This is a genomic window from Streptomyces sp. NPDC002054 (assembly GCF_040296685.1).
Classification (GTDB): domain Bacteria; phylum Actinomycetota; class Actinomycetes; order Streptomycetales; family Streptomycetaceae; genus Streptomyces.
This window is the reverse complement of the sequence record NZ_JBEOXT010000017.1, coordinates 63,196-87,978: the sequence shown is the minus strand read 5'-3', so window position 1 is coordinate 87,978 and position 24,783 is coordinate 63,196. Positions and strand designations below refer to the sequence as shown.

General features: G+C 70.6%; 24 protein-coding genes, 1 tRNA gene and 2 pseudogenes. 14 read left to right on the top strand and 13 right to left on the bottom strand.

Annotated elements, in window-relative coordinates:
- Positions 1-4: 4 nt before the first annotated feature.
- The 5 genes from rpmF to rpmG are packed head-to-tail and all read right to left on the bottom strand — an operon-like array spanning position 5 to position 2,080.
- Positions 5-175 (bottom strand): 50S ribosomal protein L32, encoded by a 171-nt coding sequence (gene rpmF / locus ABT123_RS17965; protein ID WP_007267665.1) that lies wholly within the window; start codon positions 173-175, stop codon positions 5-7.
- Between the two features lie 57 nt (positions 176-232).
- Positions 233-469 (bottom strand): 30S ribosomal protein S18, encoded by a 237-nt coding sequence (gene rpsR, locus ABT123_RS17960; RefSeq protein WP_351315048.1) that lies wholly within the window; start codon positions 467-469, stop codon positions 233-235.
- Between the two features lie 26 nt (positions 470-495).
- Entirely contained in the window at positions 496-1,641 is a 1,146-nt protein-coding gene (locus ABT123_RS17955) for a CobW family GTP-binding protein (protein ID WP_351315045.1), read from the bottom strand.
- Positions 1,638-1,886, bottom strand: coding sequence for a type B 50S ribosomal protein L31 (locus tag ABT123_RS17950; protein ID WP_351315043.1), 249 nt, complete (start codon positions 1,884-1,886; stop codon positions 1,638-1,640). The genes ABT123_RS17955 and ABT123_RS17950 overlap by 4 nt, the downstream gene beginning before the upstream one ends.
- A gap of 29 nt (positions 1,887-1,915) precedes the next feature.
- Entirely contained in the window at positions 1,916-2,080 is a 165-nt protein-coding gene (gene rpmG / locus ABT123_RS17945; RefSeq protein WP_351315040.1) for a 50S ribosomal protein L33, read from the bottom strand.
- 69 nt (positions 2,081-2,149) lie between these two features.
- On the opposite strand from rpmG, the gene rpmB reads away from it, so the two are divergent.
- The 3 genes from rpmB (at position 2,150) to ABT123_RS17930 (ending at position 3,081) form a co-directional block, all read left to right on the top strand.
- On the top strand, positions 2,150-2,386 hold the full coding sequence (rpmB, locus tag ABT123_RS17940; RefSeq protein WP_150205857.1) for a 50S ribosomal protein L28: 237 nt from the start codon (positions 2,150-2,152) through the stop codon (positions 2,384-2,386).
- Positions 2,386-2,691 (top strand): 30S ribosomal protein S14, encoded by a 306-nt coding sequence (gene rpsN, locus ABT123_RS17935; protein WP_351315036.1) that lies wholly within the window; start codon positions 2,386-2,388, stop codon positions 2,689-2,691. The genes rpmB and rpsN overlap by 1 nt, the downstream gene beginning before the upstream one ends.
- A gap of 150 nt (positions 2,692-2,841) precedes the next feature.
- Positions 2,842-3,081, top strand: coding sequence for a hypothetical protein (locus ABT123_RS17930; RefSeq protein WP_351315033.1), 240 nt, complete (start codon positions 2,842-2,844; stop codon positions 3,079-3,081).
- Positions 3,082-3,828: 747 nt separating this feature from the next.
- Here ABT123_RS17930 and ABT123_RS17925 read toward each other — a convergent pair.
- Positions 3,829-3,987, bottom strand: coding sequence for a hypothetical protein (locus ABT123_RS17925; RefSeq protein WP_351315318.1), 159 nt, complete (start codon positions 3,985-3,987; stop codon positions 3,829-3,831).
- Here ABT123_RS17925 and ABT123_RS17920 point away from each other — a divergent pair.
- Positions 3,956-4,277, top strand: a pseudogene (locus tag ABT123_RS17920) (MBL fold metallo-hydrolase); the annotation flags it as partial. The gene ABT123_RS17925 and the pseudogene ABT123_RS17920 overlap by 32 nt on opposite strands.
- 67 nt (positions 4,278-4,344) lie before the next feature.
- On the opposite strand, the gene ABT123_RS17915 reads toward ABT123_RS17920, so the two are convergent.
- Positions 4,345-4,743, bottom strand: coding sequence for a nuclear transport factor 2 family protein (locus tag ABT123_RS17915; RefSeq protein WP_351315031.1), 399 nt, complete (start codon positions 4,741-4,743; stop codon positions 4,345-4,347).
- A 46-nt stretch (positions 4,744-4,789) separates the two neighbouring features.
- Positions 4,790-5,245, bottom strand: coding sequence for a GNAT family N-acetyltransferase (locus ABT123_RS17910; protein ID WP_351315029.1), 456 nt, complete (start codon positions 5,243-5,245; stop codon positions 4,790-4,792).
- A 292-nt stretch (positions 5,246-5,537) separates the two neighbouring features.
- On the opposite strand from ABT123_RS17910, the gene ABT123_RS17905 reads away from it, so the two are divergent.
- The 6 genes from ABT123_RS17905 to ABT123_RS17880 all read left to right on the top strand — a co-directional run bounded on the left by ABT123_RS17905 (position 5,538) and on the right by ABT123_RS17880 (position 9,545).
- Complete coding sequence (locus tag ABT123_RS17905) at positions 5,538-7,217, top strand: sensor histidine kinase (protein WP_351315026.1); 1,680 nt, start codon at positions 5,538-5,540, stop codon at positions 7,215-7,217.
- A gap of 79 nt (positions 7,218-7,296) precedes the next feature.
- Positions 7,297-7,743: a roadblock/LC7 domain-containing protein gene (locus tag ABT123_RS17900; RefSeq protein ID WP_351315023.1), complete on the top strand. Its 447-nt coding sequence runs from the start codon at positions 7,297-7,299 to the stop codon at positions 7,741-7,743.
- A complete protein-coding gene (locus ABT123_RS17895; RefSeq protein ID WP_351315020.1) occupies positions 7,740-8,138 on the top strand; it encodes a DUF742 domain-containing protein in 399 nt (132 codons plus the stop codon). The genes ABT123_RS17900 and ABT123_RS17895 overlap by 4 nt, the downstream gene beginning before the upstream one ends.
- Positions 8,116-8,706: a GTP-binding protein gene (locus ABT123_RS17890; protein ID WP_351315018.1), complete on the top strand. Its 591-nt coding sequence runs from the start codon at positions 8,116-8,118 to the stop codon at positions 8,704-8,706. Before ABT123_RS17895 ends, ABT123_RS17890 begins: the two co-directional genes overlap by 23 nt.
- Positions 8,703-9,251 (top strand): GAF domain-containing protein, encoded by a 549-nt coding sequence (locus ABT123_RS17885; protein WP_351315015.1) that lies wholly within the window; start codon positions 8,703-8,705, stop codon positions 9,249-9,251. The genes ABT123_RS17890 and ABT123_RS17885 overlap by 4 nt, the downstream gene beginning before the upstream one ends.
- A gap of 220 nt (positions 9,252-9,471) precedes the next feature.
- A tRNA-Pro gene (locus ABT123_RS17880) sits at positions 9,472-9,545 on the top strand.
- Positions 9,546-9,721: 176 nt separating this feature from the next.
- On the opposite strand, the gene ABT123_RS17875 is transcribed toward ABT123_RS17880, so the two are convergent.
- Positions 9,722-14,431 (bottom strand): glycosyl hydrolase family 18 protein, encoded by a 4,710-nt coding sequence (locus ABT123_RS17875; protein ID WP_351315012.1) that lies wholly within the window; start codon positions 14,429-14,431, stop codon positions 9,722-9,724.
- Between the two features lie 250 nt (positions 14,432-14,681).
- Here ABT123_RS17875 and ABT123_RS17870 point away from each other — a divergent pair, with 250 nt between their 5' ends.
- From ABT123_RS17870 to ABT123_RS17860, 3 genes are all read left to right on the top strand, one after another.
- Complete coding sequence (locus ABT123_RS17870) at positions 14,682-16,190, top strand: DUF4246 domain-containing protein (RefSeq protein WP_351315009.1); 1,509 nt, start codon at positions 14,682-14,684, stop codon at positions 16,188-16,190.
- 137 nt (positions 16,191-16,327) lie between these two features.
- A complete protein-coding gene (locus ABT123_RS17865) occupies positions 16,328-18,880 on the top strand; it encodes a galactose oxidase family protein (protein WP_351315007.1) in 2,553 nt (850 codons plus the stop codon).
- 158 nt (positions 18,881-19,038) lie between these two features.
- On the top strand, positions 19,039-20,874 hold the full coding sequence (locus tag ABT123_RS17860; RefSeq protein ID WP_351315004.1) for a glycoside hydrolase family 15 protein: 1,836 nt from the start codon (positions 19,039-19,041) through the stop codon (positions 20,872-20,874).
- Between the two features lie 16 nt (positions 20,875-20,890).
- On the opposite strand, the gene ABT123_RS17855 is transcribed toward ABT123_RS17860, so the two are convergent.
- Positions 20,891-21,277, bottom strand: coding sequence for a VOC family protein (locus tag ABT123_RS17855; RefSeq protein WP_351315001.1), 387 nt, complete (start codon positions 21,275-21,277; stop codon positions 20,891-20,893).
- A gap of 65 nt (positions 21,278-21,342) precedes the next feature.
- Here ABT123_RS17855 and ABT123_RS17850 point away from each other — a divergent pair, with 65 nt between their 5' ends.
- The gene (locus ABT123_RS17850; RefSeq protein WP_502970981.1) at positions 21,343-22,314 is read left to right on the top strand and encodes a helix-turn-helix transcriptional regulator; all 972 of its coding nucleotides are present in this window, start codon (positions 21,343-21,345) and stop codon (positions 22,312-22,314) included.
- On the opposite strand, the gene ABT123_RS17845 is transcribed toward ABT123_RS17850, so the two are convergent.
- From ABT123_RS17845 to ABT123_RS17835, 3 genes and pseudogenes are all read right to left on the bottom strand, one after another.
- A complete protein-coding gene (locus tag ABT123_RS17845; RefSeq protein WP_351314996.1) occupies positions 22,307-23,023 on the bottom strand; it encodes an FAD:protein FMN transferase in 717 nt (238 codons plus the stop codon). The genes ABT123_RS17850 and ABT123_RS17845 overlap by 8 nt on opposite strands.
- A 1-nt stretch (position 23,024) precedes the next feature.
- Positions 23,025-23,438 carry an FMN-binding protein gene (locus tag ABT123_RS17840; RefSeq protein ID WP_351314993.1) on the bottom strand — a complete coding sequence of 138 codons (414 nt, stop codon included), beginning with the start codon at positions 23,436-23,438 and terminating at the stop codon, positions 23,025-23,027.
- 31 nt (positions 23,439-23,469) lie between these two features.
- A pseudogene (locus ABT123_RS17835) lies at positions 23,470-24,755 on the bottom strand (ferredoxin reductase family protein).
- Between the last annotated feature and the right edge of the window lie 28 nt (positions 24,756-24,783).

The following is a 24,783-nucleotide window of genomic DNA, read 5'->3' as shown; positions in this document are numbered from 1 at the left end:
CTGCTCAGCCCTCGGGGCGGAGCAGGCCGCGCTCGTACGCCTTCACCAGGCGCTGGGGCACCTGGTAGACCGAGCCGTCGACCGTGATCGGGACGAGCTGCGGCGTGGTGGCCTTCCACTGGGCGCGGCGGTGGCGGGTGTTGCTGCGGGACATCTTCCGCTTGGGGACGGCCATGGGGTTCTCCTGGGTGAGTCGGGGTGTTGTCGTTGCAGGGCGGGTTTTCGCCGAGGTCTATCGGGTGCGGTACGGGAGCAGGGCCATCTCACGGGCGTTCTTGATGGCGGCGGCGAGCTGTCGCTGCTGCTGGGCCGTGACGCGGGTGACGCGGCGGCTGCGGATCTTGCCGCGGTCGGAGATGAACTTCCGCAGCAGGTCGGTGTCCTTGTAGTCGATGTGGGTGACCCCTGCTGCGTCCAGCGGGTTGGGACGGGACTTGAGCGGCTTGTGGGGGGTGGAGCGGCGGGCCATGCGTGTTCCTTGGGGTCGTCGGATCGTCAGGAGACGGGGTCGAGGAGGGAGTCGAAGGCGGCGGGAAGGGATTTCCACCCCTCGGGTCCCGCCGCGTACTCGGCGTCGGTGAGCAGGCAGGACTCCAGGAGCTGTGCCAAGCCGTCGCGGTCGAGGCCGGGGGAGGTGAAGACCAGGTGCTGGCAGCAGTCGCCGTGTTCGGGATGCCAGTCCAGTGAGGCGGCTGCCCGGCGCATCGGCGGGACCAGTTCCCAGGCGGCGTCCGGCAGGGACGCCAGCCAGGGGCCGGCGTTCTCGACGCACAGGGCGCCGCCCGCGGCATCCCAGGCCAGCAGGGTGTCGGGGCGGTCGGCGAGCCAGAACCGGCCGCGGCTGCGGGCGGCGGCGCAGCAGAGGTCTTCCAGCGCCTGGTAGAGGCGCTCGGGGTGGAAGGGACGGTGGCGGTGCCAGACGAAGGTGGTGACGCCCGCCTCCTCCGCCTCCTGGGGGAGCAGGGCGCAGGCCGGGTGCTGGGCGGCGGCGGCCGTTTCCACGTCGAAGCCGGCGAAGGCCGCCTGCGCGAGCTCGCCGGACCCGGCGGACACCCGGCGGGCGGTCGGGTGGAGTTGGGCCAGCAGGACGCGGTCCTCGTCGTCGGCCTCCCCGCTGTCGACGAGGGCGAGTACGGGGGCGTACTCGAGCTGCCGCGCCCAGGTGTCTCCGACGGTGCGCTGGTCTGTGGCGGCTGCCGCGAGGCCCGCGTCGGCGAGGTCGTCGCCGTTGACGAGGTACGGCAGGACGAGCGCTGGGTCCACCGCCGTGATCACACCGGTGAGGTCGAGTGCGCCGGCGCCGTGCGCGGCGACCACCTCGGCCATTGCCTTGGGCTCAACGGAATCCCACAGCTCGACGACGGCCAGTCGGGTCAGGCCGCTCCCGGCCAGTTGTTCCAGCTCGGGGACCAGGTCTTCGCGTAGCGCGCAGCAGGCGCAGTCGTTGACGAGGGGCGTCTCGCCCCGGGACAGCTCGCCCGAGGCGTCGCGCACCACACGCTGCACGGTGCCCTGCGCTGCCGCCGTGGCCAGGTCGTGGTGGAGGGCGACGCTGCCGGGGACGGCGTGCAGCAGCCTCTCCACGACGTCCTTGCGGGCGTCGGAGTGGAGCCCGCCAACGATGACGACGGGCAGGGTCACGCCTTGCTCCCGTAGCGGCGCTGGAAGCGCTCGACGCGGCCGGCGGTGTCCAGGACGCGGGCGGTGCCGGTGTAGAAGGGGTGGCTCTGCGAGGAGATCTCCACGTCGATGACGGGGTAGGTGTTGCCGTCCTCCCACTCCACCGTCTTGTTACTGGTGGCGGTCGAGCGGGTGAGGAAGGCGAAGTCGGCGGCCTTGTCGCGGAAGACGACGGGGCCGTAGGCGGGGTGGATTCCGGGCTTCATGACGGTGTCCTTCGGGGTGGTGTGCGGGTTCAGCGCTCTTCGCGGAAGTCGACGTGCCGGCGCACCACCGGATCGAACTTGCGCAGCACCATGCGGTCGGGGGCGTTCCGCCGGTTCTTGCGGGTGACGTAGGTGTAGCCGGTCCCCGCGGTGGAGCGGAGCTTGATGATCGGGCGTACTTCGTTGCGTGCCATGCCGCTACTATACGGGAATGGAAATCATTTCCAATAACCACTCCCGTCCAGAGAGGGGCAGGTAGCATCTTGTCCGCGCACTGCCAGCTGACCGGCGCCCGGCCGGGCTTCGGCAACAACATCTCCCACTCGCACCGGCGCACCTCCCGCCGCTTCGATCCCAACATCCAGCGCAAGCGCTACTGGCTGCCGAGCGAGGGACGCCATGTCCGGCTGACCCTCAGCGCGAAGGCGATCAAGACCGTCGATCTGATCGGGGTCGAGGCCGCGGTGGCCCGGATCCGGGCCCGGGGGGTGAAGGTCTGATGGCCAAGAAGAGCAAGATCGCTCAGAACGAGAAGCGCAAGGCGATCGTCGAGCGGTACGCCGCGAGGCGGGCCGAGCTGAAGGACGTCCTGCGGCGGCCGTCGTCGACGGAGGCCGAACGGAGTGCGGCGCTGGCGGAACTGCGCAGGCAGCCCCGCAACGCCAGCGCCACCCGGGTGCGCAACCGGGACAGCGTGGACGGTCGGCCCCGCGGACACCTGCGGAAGTTCGGGCTCTCGCGGGTCCGGATGCGTGAGCAGGCGCACGCCGGATTCCTGCCCGGAGTCACCAAGTCCTCCTGGTAGTACCCGTATTTCCTGGGAGCGCGCTTGGGCCCACATCTCCGGCGGGATGTGGGCCCGCGTGCCGCTCGCCCGTACCGACTGATGGGAAAGCCGAATGCCCAAGGGCCTGTTGGGCGTGGTGGCCGGCAACACCCCCCGTATGTTCGAGGAATGGTGGTGGATCAGCCACTGCGTGTCTGCTCGCCGACGGTGGTGCTCTCGGTGTCGCTCCATGGCCGGGATTCGGGCTATCCGGTGGTGACCCTGCGTCAGGACCTGCTGGCCATCCGGCGGGCGACGGGGCGGCCTCACGTCACCCTCGCTTTGCCTCCGGAGCTGGATGTCCAGCCGTTCCTGGCGGAGTTGCGGCAGCCGCGGACCGCGGTGAGTACGGTGTCCCGACCACTATGACCTCTCGCCGGTACTGGTCGGCGTCGACCCCGATTCCTTCCTGACGGACATCGGGTGTGCGTACCGAGCCGTTGCCCTGTGGGAGGGCATGGGCTCCGCCACTCCTCCGACACCGGCCGAGGTTGCCGCTCGCCAGGTGGAGGCAGCGGACGTACTGATCGTTCCGACTCCGGCGGCCGGTGGCGGTCGGAGGGTGGCAGGGGCTGCCGCGCTGGCCTGCCGCCTCAACCCGGACGCCGTCATGGCGTCCAGCGGGTCCGTCCCGCACGCGCGGGAGTCAACCCGCCGCCCCCAGTCGGGGATCGCTCGGATCGGTGTAGGGGCCGAGGTTTACCGCGCGACCCAGCGCCAACTGCGCACAACCCTGCGGCGGCCCACCAATTCCTCGTCCCGGAGGCCTGAGCGCCCAGCCCAGCCCATCTTCTTCCCGTGCCTCTTGGAACACCTTTTCGGGCCGATATTTCATGCTTTCGTTGAGGTTGCCCGGAGCTGGTCCAATTGTTCTTGTCGGAGCGCAGGGGTGACGCCCGTCCTGCGCGCCCAGGCCGCTGACGGGCGCCGCGGTCACCGGCTGGCGTGACGTGCCGGACGGCACCGTGCAGGCCACGCTCGCCAACGGCACCACCGCCGCAGGGGACTTCCTGGTCGGGGCCGACGGCATACGCACCGCGGCTGTACTGCCGGCGAACGACCTCGTAGTCCCCGATCTGGTCGAGCACCGTGTCGGCGAGAGCCGCGTACACGCCCTCACCGCCAGGGAAGGCCCCGCCCGCCGCACGGCTCCTTCGTCTTCGAGGCGCAGCGGATCGTGTCGCTGGCGCGGATCGAGCCGCCTTTCCTCTTCTTCTTGGTGACGTGCTTGTACATGTTGTCACCGGACATCCACATGACCCCGGAGGAGGGCATGCGCGCCCACCTCGACCTCCAGGGCGGGATCCCGCACGGAGTGATGCTGCCGATCCGCTGGGGCACCTTCAACCTGGCCCCGCACCCGTGGGACGAGCCCGGGGAGGGCAGCCTGGCGGCTGCCGCCGTGGCCGGTGCGCGGGCTGCCGGTGTCCGGGCTGCCCTTCGAGCCCGGCGCGGCCGAGCTTCCGGACCGGCCGCTGCCCGTCCGTGCGGAGTCCGCCCCGGCGCCGCGGGAGGTCCCGCGGCCGGCCGTGACCCGCGAGGAATCGGAGGCCGTCGGTTCCTGACGGCCGGCCCCCGGGACCGTACGGGAGGGCCGCCTCGATTTGAGGGTGCCTTGGGGGGGCAGCTGGCTCAGGGCCGGTCGGACCAGGAGAATGCCGCGATTCGCCAGCCCTCCGGGGTGCGGACGAACTGGACGGTCTTGGTTCCGCCGCCCTCGAACGGCTCGCCGTCCAGGATCCCCGACTTGCGGTACTCGCCGAACCGGGAGGCGATGTCGCCCGCGATCTCGGTCCGCTCCGAGGTCTCCCACTCGGCGAACTCGACCAGCCGGCCCCCGCCGAGCAGCTGCCGGCGGGGCTCGATGAACTCGTCCACCGTATAGACGGTGAACTCCGGGCCGGTCTTGACGATCACACCCCCCGGGATGACCAGCCGGCGGATCCGGGCCAAGTCGGCGGGCTTGCCGCCGCGGTTGTCGAAGGCGCCGAAGAACTCGGCGGTCAGCGCGTCGATTTCGGTCTTGGACATGGCGCGACGGTAACACCGCAAGGGGGTACTGGCCGCGGGGGCGGGGTCAGCGTCCGGGAGCCATGTCGTAGGTGACCCATCCGGTCCGGGTGGCCACCTGGTCGTACTTCGACCGGGCCCGGTAGTTGTCCTCGGCCGTGATCCACCGGACCACGCTCCAGCCCCGCTCGGCGGCGATCTCGCGCAGCGCGGCGAGAAGCAGATCGGAGGCGCCCGTACCGCGGTGCTCCGGCGCCACGAACAGGTCGTCGAGGTAGCAGCCGACGGTCGCGGAGAGCGGCCGTGCGAAGGGACGGTAGTGGGCCAGGCCGACGAGGCGGCCCGCGGCATTCTCGGCCACCAGGGCGTTCACCTCGTGACCGGGGTCGGTCACCCACGACCACACCAGTGCGGCGGCGGCCTCGGTCTGCTCCACCCGGTAGAAATCGGCGTAGCCGCGGTACAGCGGGCGCCACTGGGCGAAATCCTCCGGCCGGGCGGCGCGGACCGTGATCTGGGACATGTGAGGGAACTCCAGCGGTAGGAACACTCGGACCCGGGGAGGGCGGCCCGCCCGCCCGGTGAACCGATCATGCCCGATCAGGGCTGAGCACGCCCGGGCCGGCCAGCCCGTCCGGGGGCGCGGGGCGCAATCGGGCTGTCGTACGAGCGCTCCTTCGGGAGCGGGAAGCACCCCGGTGAAGTTCCCCAACTGGCCGCCGGGGGCGGGAGCATGCGGACTAGCGTGGGTACTCGGTGATCAACACCGGGTCCCGGAACCGCGCCGGGTCCGGCCCCACGTACCGAGGACGCCGATGTCCGGACTCCGAGCCGCCGCCCGCCACACCTCGTCACGCCACACCGTCGCCGGGCCGGGGCGGCAGATACGGCCTCAAGTCCTGCGGGCCGCCCTGCTCCCCACCCTGGCCGCCGGGTTCAGCGGCGCCGCCGCCGTGATCTTCACCCTCCAGCTGGGCGGCGGCGCCGGCGAGAGGGACCCCCGGCTCTGGCCGGTGCTGGCCGGCTGCGGGCTGCTGGTGGCCGGCGCGCTCGCCGCCGCGCTGCTCGGGGCCCAGCGCGCCGCCGAGACCGTACGCGACCGCTGCGAGGCACTGCGCCGGTCCAGCAGCCGGGGCCGGCAGGAGCTGCGGGTGACCGCTGAGCTTCTCGAGCACGGCGAGACCCCTGACCGGCCTGCCCGGGCGGGAACCGGCCGCCCGCCCGGCGGGGCAGCCGCCGCCACGGACGAATTCTGGCTGCTGGCCCAGGAGTTGCGCGGCGCCCGGGACCACGCCCAGGCCACCCTGGTCCGGCTGGCCGGACCGGAGGCCCGGCCGCCCGGCGGCGATCACCGGGTGGAGGTCTTCGTCAACCTCGCCCGCCGGCTCCAGTCGCTGGTGCACCGGGAGATCTCCCTGCTGGACGAGCTCGAGGACACGGTCGAGGACCCGGACCTGCTCAAGGAACTGTTCCACGTCGACCACCTGGCCACCCGGATCCGGCGGCACGCGGAGAACCTGGCGGTCCTCGGCGGGGCCGCGTCCCGGCGGCAGTGGACCCGGCCGATCGACCTGAGCGAGGTGCTGCGGTCCTCGGTCGCCGAGGTGGAGCAGTACACCCGGGTGAAGGTGGTGCCCCCGGCGGGCGGCACGGTCCGCGGACACGCCGTCGCGGACGTGGTGCACCTGCTGGCCGAACTCGTCGAGAACGCCACGGTGTTCTCCGCTCCCGACACCGATGTGACGCTGCGGGCGGAGCGGGTGACGGCCGGGATCGCGGTCGAGGTGGAGGACCGCGGGCTGGGCATGCCGCCGGAGGAACAGCACCGGATGAACGCTCTACTAAACGACCCGGACCAGATCAACGTCAGACACCTGCTGGCGGACGGCCGGATCGGCCTGTTCGTGGTCTCGGCGCTGGCCCGGCGACACGGCATCGCGGTCGAGCTCAAGTCCAACATCTACGGCGGCGTGCTGGCCGTCCTGGTCCTGCCACAGGAACTTCTGGGGGCGGAGGCCGCCGAGGCCGTCCCGAGCACTTGCCGGCCGGTTGCCGCCCCGCTGCCGCCGCTGCTCCCGGTACCGGTGTCCGGTCCGCCACCGGTCCCGGGGGCCGTTTTCGCCCCTGGGACCGGCGCCGCGGACCACGCGCCCGCCGGGCCGGACTCGCCGGCCGTCCGGCCGGACCCCGGCCCGCGCGACGGCAATGGCGACGGCAACGGCGACGGCGGCGGGGAGCCCGGTGGCGGTCCGACGGTGCGGTTCCCCATTCGGGTACCTGCCCCGACGCGGCCAGAGGCGGCGGAGGAGTCCCCGGCCGGCCGGCCGCCGCTGCCGCAGCGCCGGGCGCAGGCCCACCTCGCGCCGGAACTCCGCCGGCCGCCCGCGCCCCGGGCCGCCGCGGTCCCCGGCGAGGCCGAGCCCGTGCACGACCCCGGACTCATGGCCGCCTTCCAGCGGGGCTTCGGTCTCGCCCAGTCCGAGAACCCGTCCTGACCCCACCGACCACACCGACCCCACCGACCGCACCGACCACACCGAGCCCACCGAGCCCACCGAGCGAGGAGCGCCTCCCATGACCGTCGAAGCGACCACAGAGCACGCGGCCCTACCGGCCACCCGGCTGTCGGATCTGGACTGGCTGCTGAGCGGCCTGGTCCAGCGCGTCCCGTACACCCGCAGCGCCGTCCTGCTCACCGCCGACGGCCTGGTCACCTGCGTGCACGGGCTCGACGCGGACAGCGCCGACCACATGGCGGCGCTGGCCTCCGGCCTCTACTCGCTCGGCCGCAGCGCCGGCGCCCGGTTCGCCGACGGGGCCGAGGTCCGGCAGGTCGTGGTCGAGCTGGACTCCGCGCTCGTCTTCGTCTCGGCCGCCGGCTCCGGCACCTGCCTGGCGGTGCTCGCCGACCGCGAGGCCGATGCCGGCGTGCTCGGCTACGAGATGGCCATGCTCGTCAAGAGCGTCCGCCCCTACCTGGCAGCGCCGCCCCGACGCCCGGCCGCCACCCCCGGACGATGAGGACCCGCCCGTCCGGCGCCGCCCGCCGGGACACGCCCTGGCTCGACGACACCGCGGGCCGGGTGATGCGTCCGTACACGGCCAGCGGCGGCCGGACCCGCGCGGCGGTGGCCCTCGACCTGCTGTCCCTGGTCACCGCGACCGGCGTACGGCCCCGGCCGCCGCTGGGCGCCGACCACACCCTCGCTCTCCGGCTCTGCGCGGGCTCCTCGACCGTCACCGTCGCCGAGGTGGCCGCCCAGCTGAGGCTGCCCGCCGTGGTGGCCAAGGTACTGCTGTCGGACCTGGTGCAGGCCGGTGCGGTGACCGCCCGGGCCCCGCACTTCCCGGACAGACCGGCCGATGACCAGTCCCTGCTGAGAGCGGTGCTCGATGGCTTGCGCAGAAGACTCTGACACCCTCCCCGCGACCCTGAAGATCCTGGTCGCGGGCGGGTTCGGAGCGGGCAAGACAACTTTCGTGGGCGCGGTCAGCGAAATCGAACCGCTGTGTACGGAGGAACTGCTCAGCGGATTCGGCGCGGCGGACGACCCTCTCGACGGGGTCGAGGCCAAGACCACCACCACGGTGGCCCTGGACTTCGGTCGGATCACCCTCGACGACCGCCATGTCCTGTACCTCTTCGGCACGCCCGGGCAGCAGCGTTTCTGGTTCCTGTGGGAGGAGCTGTGCGCGGGCGCGCTGGGGGCGGTGGTCCTGGCCGACACCCGGCGGCTGGCCGACTGCTTCCCGGCGGTCGACTTCTTCGAACGGCGCGGCATCGGCTTCGTCGTCGCGGTCAACGAGTTCGACGGCGGGCACCGCTACTCCGCCGAGGAGGTGCGCGGGGCGGTCGGTCTGGCGCCGGGTGTGCCGGTCGTCCGGTGCGACGCACGGCTCACCGGTTCCGGTACGGGCACCCTCGCGGCCCTCGTCCACCATCTGCTGTCCACGGCCACGACCCAGGGGGAACGGGAAGCATGACGTACTACGAGTCGACCGGACATCTGCTGCTCACCCCGGTGGACCGGGAGGCACCGTCCCGGGTCCTGCGGCTGCGGGAACTGGGCCTGGGGGAGCGGTCCGACGCCGAACTCGACGCCTTCGCACGCCGGGTCGCCCAGACCGCGGGAGCGCCGTACGGCGGGGTCAACTTCATCGGGGAGGAACGGCAGTTCTTCGCCGGCCTGCACCACGGCCCGGACACGCCGCCCCGCGGCTACCCGGCCCGGGTGCTGGCGCGCGACCACGGCTACTGCCCGTACGTGGTGGCGCGGCGGCGGGCCCTGGTCCTGGAGGACGTACGGGACTTCGCGCGGTTCGCAGGGAACGCGGTGGTGGACGAGAGCGGGGTGCGCTCCTACCTGGGCGCACCGCTGACCGACCGGCGGGGCATCGTGCTGGGGACGGTGTGCGCGGTGGACACGGTGCCGCGGCGGTGGGGTACGGAGGGCCTGGCCACGATCAAGGCGCTCGCCGCCGAACTGGTCGACCGGATCCACCGGCGGGAGGACGGCGGCGGCTGGTGAGGGGCGGCTGTCGGTGCCGGCCCTGGACGACCGCGCGGAGCTCCGGGCGATCCTGGCGGCGGCCCACCCGGACATGGGCCCGACCGGCTGAGCGGCCCCCTGCGCCCGCGGCCCGAGCGCACCCTGCCCTCGGCCGGAAAGCCGCGCGCAATCACCCCGTGAAGTGCGGTATTGTTCTCATGCGCGTTCAGCCAGGGGAAACCCCAGGTCAGAGGCGCATCGGGACGTGGCGCAGCTTGGTAGCGCACTTGACTGGGGGTCAAGGGGTCGCAGGTTCAAATCCTGTCGTCCCGACTTGAAAGAGTCGCAGGTCAGAGGCCGTTTCAGAGCAATCTGAAACGGCCTCTGACTCGTTTTGGGGGACCCGTTGGGGACCAGCCGCGCACCTTGACGGGGTCAAGGTGCGCGGCGCGGTGGTCTGCGAGCGCAGCCGCTCCGGCAGGTTCCCGGCGGGCCGTGGCTGAGAACGGTCAGCCGGCGTTGCCGATCAGTTTCCAGGGCTCGTGGTCGGCGTCGGCCCCGGTGCCCGGGGCGCTGCCCTTCGTCTCCCACTTGGCCTTCCAGACCTTGCCGTTGTACTTGACCGTGGTCTGCTCGATCGGCTGGCTGGCCGGGGAGTAGATCTTGGTCGCATCCCAGTTCCCGGCGCTGCAGCCACCGGCCGGCGGGGTCGCCGTACCGAGTCCCTTGAGGTTGTCGTTCACCGGCGCGTACGCCGTACCGCCGATCGACAGGCTCGTGTTCACCGGACCGGTGATCGGGAGGAAATAGATGATCGGCAAGTCGAGCGACTTCCCGGCCGGGATGATCTGGCAGTAGTCCAGTGTCGTGCTGACCCGGTGGAACGTCGTACCGGGCTCCAGCTTCCACTGGCCACCCTGCGCACCAGTCTGCCAGTTGGCGTCCTTGACCAGCGGTGACGTCGAGGCCGGAATGTCGAACGACAGCTTGGTGTCCTTGCCACCGCCGAGGGTGCGCCCGGTGTTGTTGGTGATCCGGACGGTCGGCTGCAATGGCCACAGGTTCGCCGTGGCGGTCGGGTAGTTGACCATCTCGACGCTCAGGTTGGCGGTCACCGTCGGCGTGACCCCACTGCTGCCGGTGCGCAGATTGTTGTCATAGGCACCGATATTGCCCAGCTTCTCGTTCAGTCGGGTGGTCAGCGTGTACCCCATCCCGCACGGGGTGTCCGGCTGGACGTCCGCCGGGCAGGAGTAGTCGCCGCCGAGCTCCCACATCATCACGCCGCCCGCACCGGTCGACTTGACCAGATCGGTGACCGCGTCGATGCCCTGCTCGTCCTCGGTCGACAGGAATACCTTCTTCTCGGCGTTCCACAGCCACGACGTCTTCGTGGTGTCGTCCCAGTACCGGGTGTACTGGCCCGTGCGCCGGTCGGTGACGTCGGTCTCCGGCTTCAGCCCGACGCTGCGTGCGTAAACCGGCGTGATGTTCTTCTCCAGGTTCTTGGTGTGCCACAGCGGGTTCGTCCCGGAGCCGAGCTCGCTGCCGTTGTTGGTCTCGTCGTGCCAGATGTTGTCGATGCCGAAGGCACCGTCACCACACGGTCGCTTGATGCCCGTTCCGGGCTCGCAGCCGCTCGGCTTCCGCGACACGCCCCACAGACCGTTCGTACCGCCGGTGACGTTCTGCCAGCCGCGCGTGTAGTAGGGCACACCGATGTTGACGCGCCCGGCCTGCATCGCGCCACGCATGTACTTCATGGCCCAATCGGTGTTGAAGTACCCGATCTTCCCGTACTCCGGAGTGGCGTACTGATCGGACAGTTCCGGGTCCTTGCCGTCGTCGAACAGTGCCGCGTTCGGACCCACGACGTCGTTCCAGGTGCCGTGGTAGTCGTAGGCCATCAGGTTGGTGAAGTCCTGGTGGTCCAGCGCGGTCTGGTTCGCCATCCCGCGGGCCAGGTAGCCGGAGGCCGACGACGCCGAGGTGAGCAGGTAGTACGTGTTGTCCGCGACCGAAGCCCGGTTCAGCGAGTCCCGCAGCGTCTTCATCAACGCGGCGTACGTCGTGGGCAGACCCTTGCGACGCGGGTTCGATACCGCCCAGTCGGTGGGATTGCCGGTGTCCTCGAGGACCGTGGGGTACTCGAAGTCGATGTCGACGCCGTCGAACCCGTAGGTCCGCAGGAAGTCCACGACCGAGCGCGAGAACGTGTCGATGCCGCCCTGGTTGACCGAGCCGTCGGCGTTGGTGGTCATCGCGTAGAAGCCACCGGAACCGGCCCAGCCACCGACCGAGATCAGCGTCTTCACCCGCGGGTGCAGGCGTTTGTACTTCGTCAGCAGGTTGAAGTGCCCCCTGTAGGGCAGCGAGGGATCCATCTCGGCGCCGACCTCGCCGGGCCACTCCTTCTGGGTGGCGTTCGAGTCGACCTTGATCTGGTTGTTCTCCACCGACGCGAACGCGTAGTTGAGGTGGGTCACCTTCGACCACGGGATGTTCTTCACCAGGTAGTGCGGCGTGCCGTCGGCGCCCGTGCGACCACCGTTGAAGTAGCCCACGACCCGGCGGTCCCGGCCCTGACCGAGCCATTCCCGGCCGTCACTCTGGTAGACCTTGCAGTACGGCGTCGCCACGCCCGGCGTGGCTGCCAGACCGTCCGGCCGGCAGTCGCCGGACGCACCCGGCCGCGAGCCGCCGTCGTCGCCACCGGGGTGCGACTCCATCGGGTCACCGGCACCACCGTTGACACCGAGATCACCGGCACCGCCGTCGCTGCGGCTGCCATCGCCGTAGCTCGGCACCAGCCAGCCCTCGATGTCACCGGCGCCACTCGCCACGGCCGCCTTGACGGCGGTCTTCGCCGTCGTACCGGAGCGGATCATGGCGAAGTCCTCGATCCCGTCGCCGTCCAGGTCGGCGAAGGTCCCGACGGTGCCCTGGAACGGATCGTCGGCGCGGATCACGCCCAGCGACTTCCAGCCCTTGGTGACGCTCCACGGAGCGCCGGTGTTCTGCCAGGCCCGGACCTCACCGGTGGTGAACTCGACCCGGACCGTGTCGGCCTTGCCGTCACCGGTGATGTCGGCGAAGGCGACCTGTGCGCCGCGCGCCTCCCCCGGAGTGCCGAAACCCTCGACCTTCTCCCAGCCGCCCGGAGTCGGCATTCCCTTGCCCTTGTTCTGCCAGGCGGTCGGGAAGCTCATCCGGTCCAGCGTGATCAGGTCGTCGCGGCCGTCACCGTCGATGTCGGTGAAGTACAGCTCCGGCTCGTAGATGAGGTTGTTCGCGACGATCGTCGGGCTGTCCCAACTGATCTTGCCGCCGCTGCTGGTGTTCCGCGACATCCGCATCGCGGGGATGCCGGTCGGCGAGTCGGGGGGCATCAGGATCCGGATGTAGTCGTCCTTGCCGTCAGCGTCCAGGTCGGCGAAGTAGACCCGGTCCGGGTCGGTCCCGCGGTCGGCCGGGCTGATGTCGCCCAGCGAGACCGCGGTCCTGCGCGGATCGTCGTTGCGCCAGCCGGTGACCTTGCCGTCCGTACCGACCACCGCGTAGTCGGCCTTGCCGTCGCCGTTCAGGTCGGGGAACGCGATCTTCGAGCCGGCCGGGGCGGCGTCCCGGATCTTGCCGATCGGCTCCCAGACATACGAGCGACCGCTGATCATGCGCTGCAGGACCGCGATCCGAGCGCCTTCGGCGAAGGCGTCCGCGATCTTCCGGTGGCCGGCGTCGGTCGGGTAGATCTCGTGGGTGATGTCCTGCGGGGTGACCGCCCCCAGGTCGACCAGCACCAGCCGTGCGCCGCCCTTGATCTTGGCGTAGGCGATCGTGCGGAGCTCGCTGTTGTAGGCGTCGATCCGGGCCTGGTAGGTCGGGTTCGTCGACGGCGGCAGGGTCCCGAGCAGGACCGTGGTCGTCGGCGAGGCCCGGTGGATATCGTCCAGGAAGTTCCGCATCTTCCCGGCCGTCGCCGCACCGTCGGCACCGCCGGCCAGGTCGGCCGTGCCCGCGACCAGGGTCATCATGTTCGGCCGCAGTGTCCGCAGCGCGGGGATCGACTCGGCCTTGATGGCGTCGATGCCCTTGCCGTCGAACCCCATGTGGTCGGGGTCGCCCCGCTTGCCGTTCTTCAGCTCACCGACGAAGTCCGTGCGTTTGAAGACGAGCTCGGCCACGGTGCCACCGACCACTGCAATGGTGGTCAGGCCGCCCAGGATGGCCTTCAGGTAGTCCCGGAAGCCACCGTCGTCGGTGCTGTGTACACCGGCCGTGATCCCGTCACCGGTCGGCATCACCCGGAGTTCGTCGATCGCGCCGGGCGACGGGCTGGGAACGGGCGGCGGGCTGGTGCCGCCCGCGTTGAGCCGGCCGGACTGGGTCGGCCGGTGGTCGGAGTTACCCTCGGGCCGGACCGAGACCGTCAGCGCGTGGTCGAAGTGGGTGGTGACGAAGTAGTCCAGCTCACCACCTTCCTGGTGGGTCGCCTGCCCCGAGCCGTGGATCCGCATGGTCGGCGGGAAGCTCGTCCGCTCCTCGAGGACCTCCGGTTCGACGTTGAAGTCGCCACCGACCGTCGCGTTGTAGGTGACGCCACGCTGGTTACCGAGGCGCTCGATCTCGTCGTCGATGGCGTCCAGCAGCGTCCCGGAGTCGCCGCCACCGCCGGACAGGCCGTGCACGGTGAAGTACCACTCGTTGCCGAACCGCGCACCGAGTGCGTTCCGGCCGGCGTCGATGGGGTTGCCGACGACGATCAACTCGTCGGGCGCCTCGGTCAGGACGAGCGCGTTGTTGACCCGGCCGCCGATCCGGCGCGGGTTGGTCGCGTCGTCGGCGGTCTGCAGGAAGTAGACCTCACGGGTCGGGATGGTGCTGCGGTAACCGCTGTCCACGATCCAGGTCCGGTGCAGCACGGTGAACTGATGCGTGCCGCCCTGGCTGTCGGTCGTGGTGAAGGTCTGGTCGGGCTGTGCGTCGCTGTTGTCAGGCGGGTGCGGGCCGACCTCCTGAAGCATCAGGATCGGCACCTGCAACGCCAGCCGCTGGACCGTGGTCCATTTGCTGCCGCTCTGTGCCTTGTTGTCGGCCCCCTGCATGTTCCAGGTGATCAGGGGCGTGGTGGCCGGAGGGAAGTCGGTGGCGGCGGCCGGCACGACAAGCGACGCCGTCAACCCGGCCATCACCGCCACTGCGGAGATTAATCGGCGGAACAAGAGTCCCCCTTCTCGTTCAACAGATCAGGAACGAGTGAATCGTTGGAAGGTACATGGTTCTCGACTGCAAGGCTCCAACGTTCATGAGGATCTGTCAGCTCGCCACGCCCCTTGTGGCGAGTTCTCGTCGTGACTTCGGCGTCCGGCACGGGTGCGTCCGGGACCAGCGCTGACAGGGGCCACGGCTGTGGTGTCAGTCTGCCGAGCTATCCTTCCGGCCACCGCACACCGACTCGGAGGACCAAGAGAATTGACCGGCCTGCCTGACTTCCCGCTGCCCTTTCAAACTTCCCGTTCCATATCGTTCGCGACGCCCCGAACGCTGCGGGAACTTCAGATGATGCAGTGCAGCTCGCACATTCGGGCGAAGCCGGGCTGGTTCGACAAGATGAACGATGCCGGCATCGTCGCCAGGTGGACGCAGGAAGCGCTAGCCCAGGGCCTCACCGAAGCGCAGGTTCGTTACGTGCTCGCCGAACTCGCGCATTACGCCGCGCTGCGGGACGGGCGAACCGGCATCGAGGTGTCCGCCGTCGACGGGGTGTGGCAGTCGGACACACTGGTCGACGACCGGCTCGGATCCCGGCTGCGCGAGGCGGTTCGGGTTCTGGAAGATGTCCCCGAAGCAGAGCAGGACTGGCATCCCGGATCCGACGGCCAGGTGCTGGATCTGGTTCATCCCTCACTGTTCTGCCTGGTGAGAGAGGTGAGCGGCGCACCGGAGCGGGCTTGGCAGAACCCGACGGACCGCTACTCGAAGTACGAGTTCTCGGAGAAGTTCCAGTGGCTGCCCACGGACGTCGACGTCAGCGACGACGGCGATGTCGCCTTCCGTTCGTACGTGAACAATGTCCACCCCGAGACTCATCACGAACTGGCCTCCGTCCTGCCGGACCTGTTCGCGCGTATGCGCCCGCTGCTGGAGAACGTACTCACCGATCTGCGCCATCCGCGGCCCCTGCGGATCGCGGCCGATCCTTACGGGTGGTACGACTCGGAGCCGGAGTATCCGGACAAGTCTTCCTACAGTGATGATGCGGCCTACGCAGAGGCCGTCCGTGCATGGGAAAAGGCCCAGGACGACTGGTGGGAGAACCGCCACCCGGTCATCCCGGACGCCCCGGCCTTCACCCCGCCCGAGTTGCCCGATGCATCCGCCCGAGTCGACCTGCGGGGCCGCCGCCTTCAGGTCATCGTCAAGCTTGCCACCGTTCATCTCACCCCGGACAAGCCCGAGTACCCCGGCGGTTCCTGGCATGTCGAGGGGATGCTGAACGAGCGGATCGTCTCGACCGGCATCTACTACTGGGACAGCGAGAACATCACCGAAAGCCGGCTGGGCTTCCGGGCGGCACTCGACGACCCGGCCTACGAACAGAACGACAACGACGGTGTGCGTGAGGTCTACGGCCTGGAGGACGAAGACGCGCTGAACCAGATGCTGGGATCGGTATCGACCCCGGCGGGCCGCTGCCTGGCGTTCCCGAACATCTTGCAACACCGCGTCGACTCATTCCGCCTCGTGGACCCCACCCGCCCCGGACATCGCAAAATTCTTGCGTTCTTCCTGGTCGACCCGGCGGAAAAGATCGTCTCGACATCCGATGTGCCACCGCAACAGCCATCGTTCGACACCTCGACCATGACGCTTGAACAAGCCAAGGATTTCCGCGAACAACTCATGCAGGAACGCAAGTTCTTCGTCGACGAGCACAACGAGCAGCTCTACGAACGAGAGTTCTCCCTCTGCGAGCACTAGCTCGGCGGCGGCGCGCGCCGGTTTGCGCCAACTCCTCCTTTGTGCGGGCGAGTTGATCTGTTCTGGCCTATGTTCTAGGGGCTCGCAGCGGTTCACGGTTTCCGGTTCCCGTTTCACGGTCCGTCCAGGAGGTCCGATTGCAGCCCAGACGCATCCGCGCCCTTGCCCGAGCGTTACGCCGCTCCCCTCTGCTCATCGCCTTCGCCCTCGGCTCGCTGCTCGTCGGGGTCACCCCCTGGCTCGGCGTGGCGAGCCAGGGGCTGGGCGGCCACGGCCCGATATCCCGGTCGGCGCCCTTGCCCTTCGACCAGCAGACGGCGAAGCAGTCGCCGCACCACGGCGTGGCCCCGGCGAACGCCATGGAGCCGACGGCCCCCGTCCTCGACCGGACCGGATGGACCGCCACGGCGAGCGACGAGGAGACCGCCGGGGAGAACGGCCGTGCTGCCAACGTCCTCGACGGCAACACGGCCACCATCTGGCACAGCAAGTGGACGGGAACCCCCGCCCCGCTGCCGCACAGCATCACCATCGACATGCACCGCACGGCGGTGGTCTCGGCGCTCATCTACCAGCCCCGCACCAACGGGGCCAACGGGCGCGTCGGTGAGTACAGCATCAGCGTGAGCGCCGACGGCCAGAACTGGGGCAGTCCGGTCGCCACCGGCACCCTCGCGGACGATGCCGGCGCCAAGAGCCTCGGATTCGCCCCGCAGGGCGCCCGGTTCGTCCGGCTCACCGCCGTCACCGAGGCCGGCAACCGCGGCCCGTGGACCTCCGCCGCGGAGCTCAACCTGCTCGGCGACCCCGGAACCCCGGCCGCCACCGTCGACCTGCCCCGGACCGGATGGACGGCCACGGCCGGCGACGAGGAGACCGCCGGGGAGAACGGCCGTGCGGCCAACGTTCTCGACGGCGACGCCGCCACCATCTGGCACAGCAGGTGGTCCGGGACCCCGGCCCCGCTGCCGCACAGCATCACCGTCGACATGCACCGCACGACGGCCGTCTCCGCCCTGGTCTACCAGCCCCGCAACGACGGCCCCAACGGGCGCGCAGGCGCGTACACCATCACCACCAGCACCGACGGCACCACCTTCGGCGCACCGGTCTCCGCGGGCACCTGGCGCGATGACGACACCGTCAAGACCGCCACCTTCACCCGCACCGAGAACGCCCGCTACATACGCCTGACCGTGACCGGCGAGGCCGGCAACCGCGGGCCCTGGACCTCCGCCGCCGAGATACGCCTGAGCGGACCGGCCAACCCCGCCGCCCACGGCTCATGGGGCCGGATCACCGGCTTTCCCCTGGTGCCGGTGGCCACCGCCGTCCTGCCGGGCGGCAAACTCCTGGCCTGGTCGGCGTACGCGATCGACCGCTTCGGCGGCAGCAACGGCTACACCCAGACCGCGATCCTGGACGTGGCGACGGGCAAGGTCACCCAGCGCCGCATCGACAACACCGGCCACGACATGTTCTGCCCGGGCATAGCGATGCTCGCCGACGGCCGGGTCCTGGTCACCGGCGGCAGCAACGCGGAGAAGGCGAGCATCTACGACCCGGCCACCGATGCCTGGTCCGAGACCACCAGCATGAACATCGCCCGCGGCTACCAGGCCATGACCCTGCTCTCCACCGGCGAGGCCTTCGTACTCGGCGGATCCTGGAGCGGAGCCACGGGCGACAAAGCCGGCGAGGTCTGGTCCCCGGACACCCGCACCTGGCGCACGCTCCCCGGCGTCCCCGCCGCCACGGCGCTGACGGCCGACCCGGCAGGCGCCTACCGCGCCGACAACCACATGTGGCTGCACGCCGCCTCGGGCGGCAAGGTGCTCCAGCTGGGCCCGAGCAAGCAGATGAACTGGATCACGACCGGTGGGAACGGGAGCATCACCTCCGCCGGCACCCGGGCCGACAGCCAGGACGCCATGACCGGCAACGCCGTCGCGTACGACATCGGCAAGCTGCTCACTCTGGGCGGCTCGCCCGCGTACGAGAAGACGCCCGCCACCCGGCGCGCGTACACCGTGAGCATCGACGGCAACCAGGTCCAGGCCGCGTGCACGGGCGACATGGGCAACGCCCGCGCCTTCGGCAACAGCGTCGTCCTGCCCGACGGCAAGGTCGCCGTGTTCGGCGGGCAGGCGTACCCTGTGCCGTTCAGCGACGCCACGTCCGTGCTGACCCCCGAGCTGTGGGACCCGGCGACCGGAAGCTTCACCCCGCTCGCCACCATGGCCATCCCGCGCAATTACCACAGCGTGGCGAACCTGCTGCCCGACGGGCGGATCTTCTCGGGCGGCGGTGGCCTGTGCGGAGATTGCGCCACCAACCACGCCGACGGGGCCGTGTTCACGCCGCCGTACCTGCTCAACGCGGACGGCTCGGCCAAGCCGCGTCCCGTCATCACCGGCGGCGTGCCGCCGCAGGCCGCCGCCGGCACCTCGCTCACCGTCGGCACCGAGGGGTCGGTGGCCTCCTTCGTCCTGATGCGGGCCGCGGCTGCGACCCACTCCACGGACAACGACCAGCGGCGGGTCCCGCTGGTATCCACGGCCGCAGGGACCGGCACGTACACGGTGTCCATCCCGGCCGACAAGGGCGTGGTCCTGCCGGGTACCTACATGCTCTTCGCTCTGGATGCCCAGGGGGTGCCGAGCATCGCCCGGTTCATCACCGTCTCCTGACGGCACGCCCGCGGCGTCCGCCCCCGGCCGGGTCACCGGCCGGGGCCGGGCCCCGCGGCCGGGCACCGGCTCCGCCAGGTCCTCGCCCCGCGCAGCGGTCTAGCATGAAAAGGAAGGCGTCATCTCCAGGCCCGGGCCGCAGCGGCAGGGAGGCCGGTATGGGCTTCGACACGGCTGGTTTCGAGCAGGCGGACGGCTCCCGCTACATCCCGATCTCCGAGCACGGCCTGATCGGCGATCTTCGTACGGCAGCCCTGGTCGGCACGGACGGCACCATCGACTGGTACTGCTGCCCGCGCTTCGATGCGCCCAGCGTCTTCGGGTCCATCCTCGACGCCGACCGGGGCGGGTCGTTCGAGTTGGCCGCCGAGGTCCCGACCCGCACCAGGCAGTTCTACTTCCCCGACACGAACGTGCTGATCACGCGGTTCTTCGCCGCAGACGGGGTGGCGGAGATCCAGGACTTCATGCCCGTGGTCGACGAGTCGCGCGAGGCGGCCCGGCACCGGCTGATCCGGCGGGTGATCTGCGTCCGCGGAACCCTCCCGTTCAGAGTGCGGATCGCCCCCCGCTTCGGCTACGGCGCCGAAGCGCACACCACGCACCTCGAAGACCACCTGGCGGTGTTCCGCTCCCCGTCACTGACGCTCGCGCTGACCGCCACCGCGCCCCTGGAAAGCGACGGCCTGGACGTGTGGTCGCACTTCAAGCTCCATGAGGGCGAGTCCAATGTGTTCGCCCTCGACCAGATCAGCGACGAGGTCCCGGTCCGGTCGTGCCCGCGCGCCGAGGCACAGGAGCAGGCCGAGGCGACCGTCCGGTTCTGGCGCCACTGGCTGGCCGCGTCGCGCTACCACGGGCGGTGGCGGGAGATGGTGAACCGCTCCGCGCTGGTGCTGAAGCTGCTCACCTACGCGCCGACCGGGGCGATCGTCGCCGCACCGACCACCAGCCTGCCCGAGCAGATCGGCGGCGAGCGCAACTGGGACTACCGCTATGTCTGGGTCCGCGACGCCGCCTTCTGCGTCTACGCGATGCTCCGCCTGGGGTTCACCTCGGAGGCCGAGGCGTTCATGGGGTTCCTCTCCGAGCGGGGCATCCTGCGGGGCACGGGGGAGAGCGGCCCGCTGCAGATCATGTACGGCATCGACGGGCGCATCGACCTGCCCGAATACGAGCTTACGCACCTGGAGGGATACCTCGGCTCCGCACCGGTCCGGGTGGGCAACGCCGCCACCGGCCAGCTCCAGCTGGACATCTACGGTGCGCTGATCGACTCGATCTACCTCTACGACAAGTGGGGGCAGCCGATCAGCAGCGACCGCTGGGACGAGGTCGGTGCCGTGGTGGACTGGCTGTGCGAGCACTGGGACCAGCCCGACGAGGGGGTGTGGGAGACCAGGGCGGGCCGGCGGAACTTCGTGTACTCGCGGCTGATGTGCTGGGTGGCGCTGGAGCGCGCGATCCGCATGGCGAACCACCGCGGTCTGCCGGCGGACCTGCCCCGCTGGCGGGAGTCCCGGGACGCGATCTACCGGCAGATCATGAGGCGCGGCTGGTCGGCCGAGCGAGGGGCGTTCGTCCAGGGGCTGGACGACCAGGTGCTGGACGCCTCGCTGCTGATGATGCCGATGGCCAAGTTCATCTCTCCCACCGACCCCAAGTGGCTCTCCACCCTGGACGCGCTCACCACGGACCTGGTCTCCGACTCACTGGTATACCGCTACGACCCGACCGCCAGCCCGGACGGCCTGCACGGCCCCGAGGGCACCTTCTCGATCTGCTCCTTCTGGTACGTGGAGGCGCTGGCCCGCGCAGGCCGGCTGGAGGAGGCCCGGCTCGCCTTCGAGAAGATGCTCACCTACGCCAACCACCTCGGCCTGTTCGCCGAGGAGATCGGCCCGACCGGCGAACAACTGGGCAACTTCCCCCAGGCCTTCACCCACCTCTCACTGATCAGCGCCGCCTTCAACCTCGACCGCGCGCTGGGCTGACGCGGCATCACCGCCGTCAGATTCCGTGTGTCGACAGGCAGAAGGGATGACCCGCCGGGTCCAGGAGCACCCGCCACACCTCGGGCCGCGGCTGGAAGGAAGGCAGGACGGCGCCCAGGGCGAGCATCCGCTCCTGCGCGGCGTCCAGGTCGTCGACGCCCAGTTCGAGGTGGGCCTGCTTGCTGTGGGAAGGGTCGGGCCAGGCCGGAGGCCGGAAGCCGGCCTGGCGGACGAAGCCGAGCCCCGGGGCTCCCTCCCGCCCCAGAAGGACAAAGTCATCACTGCGGTACAGCACGGGCAGGTCCAGGGCATCGCCGTAGAAGCGGGCCAGCTCAGCCGGGTCAGGACAGTCGAAGTCGAAGGACAGCAGACGGATCGCCGGGTTGCTCATGGGGTTGCTCATGGGACCGGACCGTAGGCCATGACCCGGACAGGGTGTGTCCTGGTCATACGGGAGACTGGGTGACTGTGATCAGGACCTCCTCCCGGCTGCTGCGCCTGGTGTCGCTGCTGTCCGTACGCCCCGAATGGACCTGCCGTGAACTGGCCGAGCGCATGGCGGTCACCGACCGCACGGTCCGCCGGGACATCGCCCGGCTGCGGGACCTGGGGTACGGAGTCGAATCCGTGCCCGGCCCCTGGGGCGGCTACCGGCTCAGCCCCGGTGCCCGGATGCCGCCGCTGGTACTGGACGACGAGGAGGCCCTGGCCGTCGCGGTCGCCCTGCGCGAAGCCGCGCTCAGCGGAGTCCTCGGTACCGGGCAGGCAGCCCTCTCCGCGCTGCTCAAGCTGCGCCAGACCCTGCCCACGCACCTTGCGGAGCAGCTGAACACACTGGACGGCACGCTCGAACACACTCCCCGCTCCGGCGAGCCGCAGATCGACACGCTTCTGCTGCTGGAACTGGCCCGAGCCTGCCACAGCACACTGCGCACCACCCTCGCCTACCGGGACCACGCCGGCCGGGCCTCCGTGCGAGCCGTCGACCCGTACCGCCTGGTCCACACCGGCCTGCGCTGGTACCTGGTCGCCCGGGACGTCACCAAACAGGAATGGCGCACATTCCGCGCCGACCGAGTGGTGAGCGTACGCCCCACCACCGAACCAGCCGACCTGACCGATCCACCCGACGCCGCAGCACTGGTCTCCCAGGGGATCGCGAGCGTCACCTACCCCGTGTACACGACGATCCGCCTTCCGCTTCCGCTGGACCGCGCCCTGCAAAAGGTCCCACCCACCATCGGCACACACAGCCCCGACGGCACCGAAGCCACCCTGGTCGAGATCGGCGGCAACAGCACCGACGAGCTCGCCGCCTACCTCATCGGCCTGGCCACACCGCTCACCGTCCTGTCCCCGGACGAGGTACGCCAGGCACTCGTCCACCACGCCCACGCTCTCCTGGCAGCCAACCGCGCTGACAGCGGCCGGGTTACGTGATGAGCCCCGCCGTGCGCAGGACCCTGTGGGTCGCGTCGACGGCGAACACCTCGCAGTGCGGGCGGCCGGCCGCCCACGCGATGCCCTCCGAGCCCAGCGCGAACGCCGCCGTCGCCGTCGCGTCCGCCTCCGTGAGCGTCGGCGCGACGACCGTGAGGGAGAGCAGGCCGGTGGCCGGGCGGCCGGTCCGGGCGTCGAGGATGTGGGCGCCGCGTTCGTAGTGGCCGGAGGTGGCGACCGCCGCGTCGGTCAGCTCCAGGACCGCGCAGAGCCGGCCGGCGTCCTCGGGGTGACGTATGCCCACCCGCCAGGGGCCGCCGGCGGCGACGACGTCACCGCCGGCGTTCAGGCAGAACCGCCGTACCCCGGCCGCCCTCAGCAGCTCGGCGGCGCGCTGCACCGACCAGCCCTTGACGACGGCGCACGGGTCGAGCCCCCGGCCCGGCAGCCGTACGTCGAAGGCACCGCCGCTCGCCCTCCGGTACTCCTCGCACAGCTCCAGGACATGGGCGAGGTCGGCGCTGATGTCGGCGGCGCTCAGCTCGCCGCGGCCCAGGCGGGACACCTCGCTGGCGGGTTTGAACGGGCTGAACCGCGCGTCGACCTCGCGCAGCCACGCGAAGACCGCGTCCGCGGCCCCCTCCGGGACGTGTGCGTCGTCGATGCGCAGGGAGACCGGCAGGCCCATGACGTGCTCGACCCGGTTCATGTCAGGCGCCGCTCTTCCGGTCGAGGGCCGCCTGGAGGGATTCCTTGTAGCCGTCGCTGGTGATCGTCGCCCCCGTCACCGCGTCGATGTCGGCGCTCTGGGCGTCGAGAGTCGCCTCGATCAGCTGCGGCAGGGCCTCCGCGGTCTGGGGGTGCGGGGGCGCCTTGAGGGCCCTGACCGAAGTGATCCTGCCTGCCGTGAGCGTCACTTCGACCTGGACGGCACCCTTCTCGGTCGGGACCGTCGACCCGGCGATCACCTGGTTGCCGGAAGAGGATGACGAGGGTGTGGGCGGGGGCAGTGCCTCCGCCGGGGTCGGCGGCGCCTGGGCGGACGTACCGGTCGAGGGCGTGTACCGCCAGACCGGGATCAGGGCCGCGACCGACAGGACCAGGGCGGGCAGTGCTCGTTTCATGTGGTGTTCCTCTGTGTCTGCTGTGCCTGGTTCATCCGGCGAGGCTGAAGCGTTCGAAATGGATCTGTGGACTGGGTACGCCGAGCGTGCGCAGGGAGCGCAGCACGGCGCCGGTCATGCCGGGCGGGCCGCAGACGTAGATGTCGCGCTCGGCGAGGTCGGGGACGAGCGCGGACAGTGCGCCCGGCGACAGCGGGTCGGGTCCGGCGGGCCGCTGATCAGATGCAGCGACGCGCCCTTGGCGGCGGCGAGGTCCCGCAGTTCGCCGTAGAGGACCGCGTCCCGGGGGTCGGAGACGCGGTAGACGAGCACGGCATGCCCGTGCAGGTCCTCCAGGAGCGCGCGGATCGGGGTGATGCCGACACCACCCGCGATCAGCAGGGCGTCCGGGCGGGTGCGGTGGAGGGTGGTGAAGGCGCCATAGGGGCCCTCGGCGAAGACCCGGGTCCCCGGCAACAGGCGGCGCACGGACGAGGATCCTGCGCCGGACGCCTTCACCGTCAGACGCAGGTGGGTGCCGTCGGGGGCAGCCGACAGGGAGTACGGGTTCGCCTGCCACCAGCGGTCCTTCGTCAGGAACCGCCACAGGAAGAACTGGCCCGCACGGGCAGGGAGCCGGTCCAGGTCGCGGCCCGTCACATAGACGGAGACGACATGGTCGGACTCGGGTACGACGGCCGATACGCGCAGCCGGTGCCGGAGGTTCCGCCGGAGGGGGAGCACGACGCGGCCGGTGAACACCGCGCCGAGCGCGCAGCCCCACAGGCCGTACCAGTACGCGGTGGCGGTCGGCGACGTCGTGAACGTGGTGCCCGCCGCGACCTGGTGGGTGAAGGCGAGGACCACCGCGACATAGGTGTACAGGTGGATGAAGTGCCAGGTCTCGTAAGCGAGCCGGCGCCGCGCCCAGCGGGCCGAGGCCCCGCCGACGGCGAGGACGAGGACCATCGCGACGATCGCCCGCAGTACACCCTCGGTGGTCTCGGCCAAGTCGATCAGCTGATTGACCGGGTCGAGCGCGGACGCCTGGGCGTAGCCGAAGGTGATGAAGATGCCGTGTCCGACCAGCGAGCACAGCAGCCCGAAACCGGTGACGCGGTGCCAGGCGGTGAGCCGGTCCATGCCGATACGGCGGTCGAACCACGGCAGCCGGGCGACCAGCAGCAGCTGGAAAGCCATGAACAGGGCGCCGTAGAGGCCGCAGAGGCGACCGAGCACGATCAGCGCGTTGGAGGCGAAGCCCGCCTGGGAGAAGAAGTAGGCGACGGCTGCCGCGTTCGCGGCGAGCAGGGCGTACAGGCCGGCTCCGGCCACCACCCGGGGTCGCAGCGCCGAGGGGGGAGGG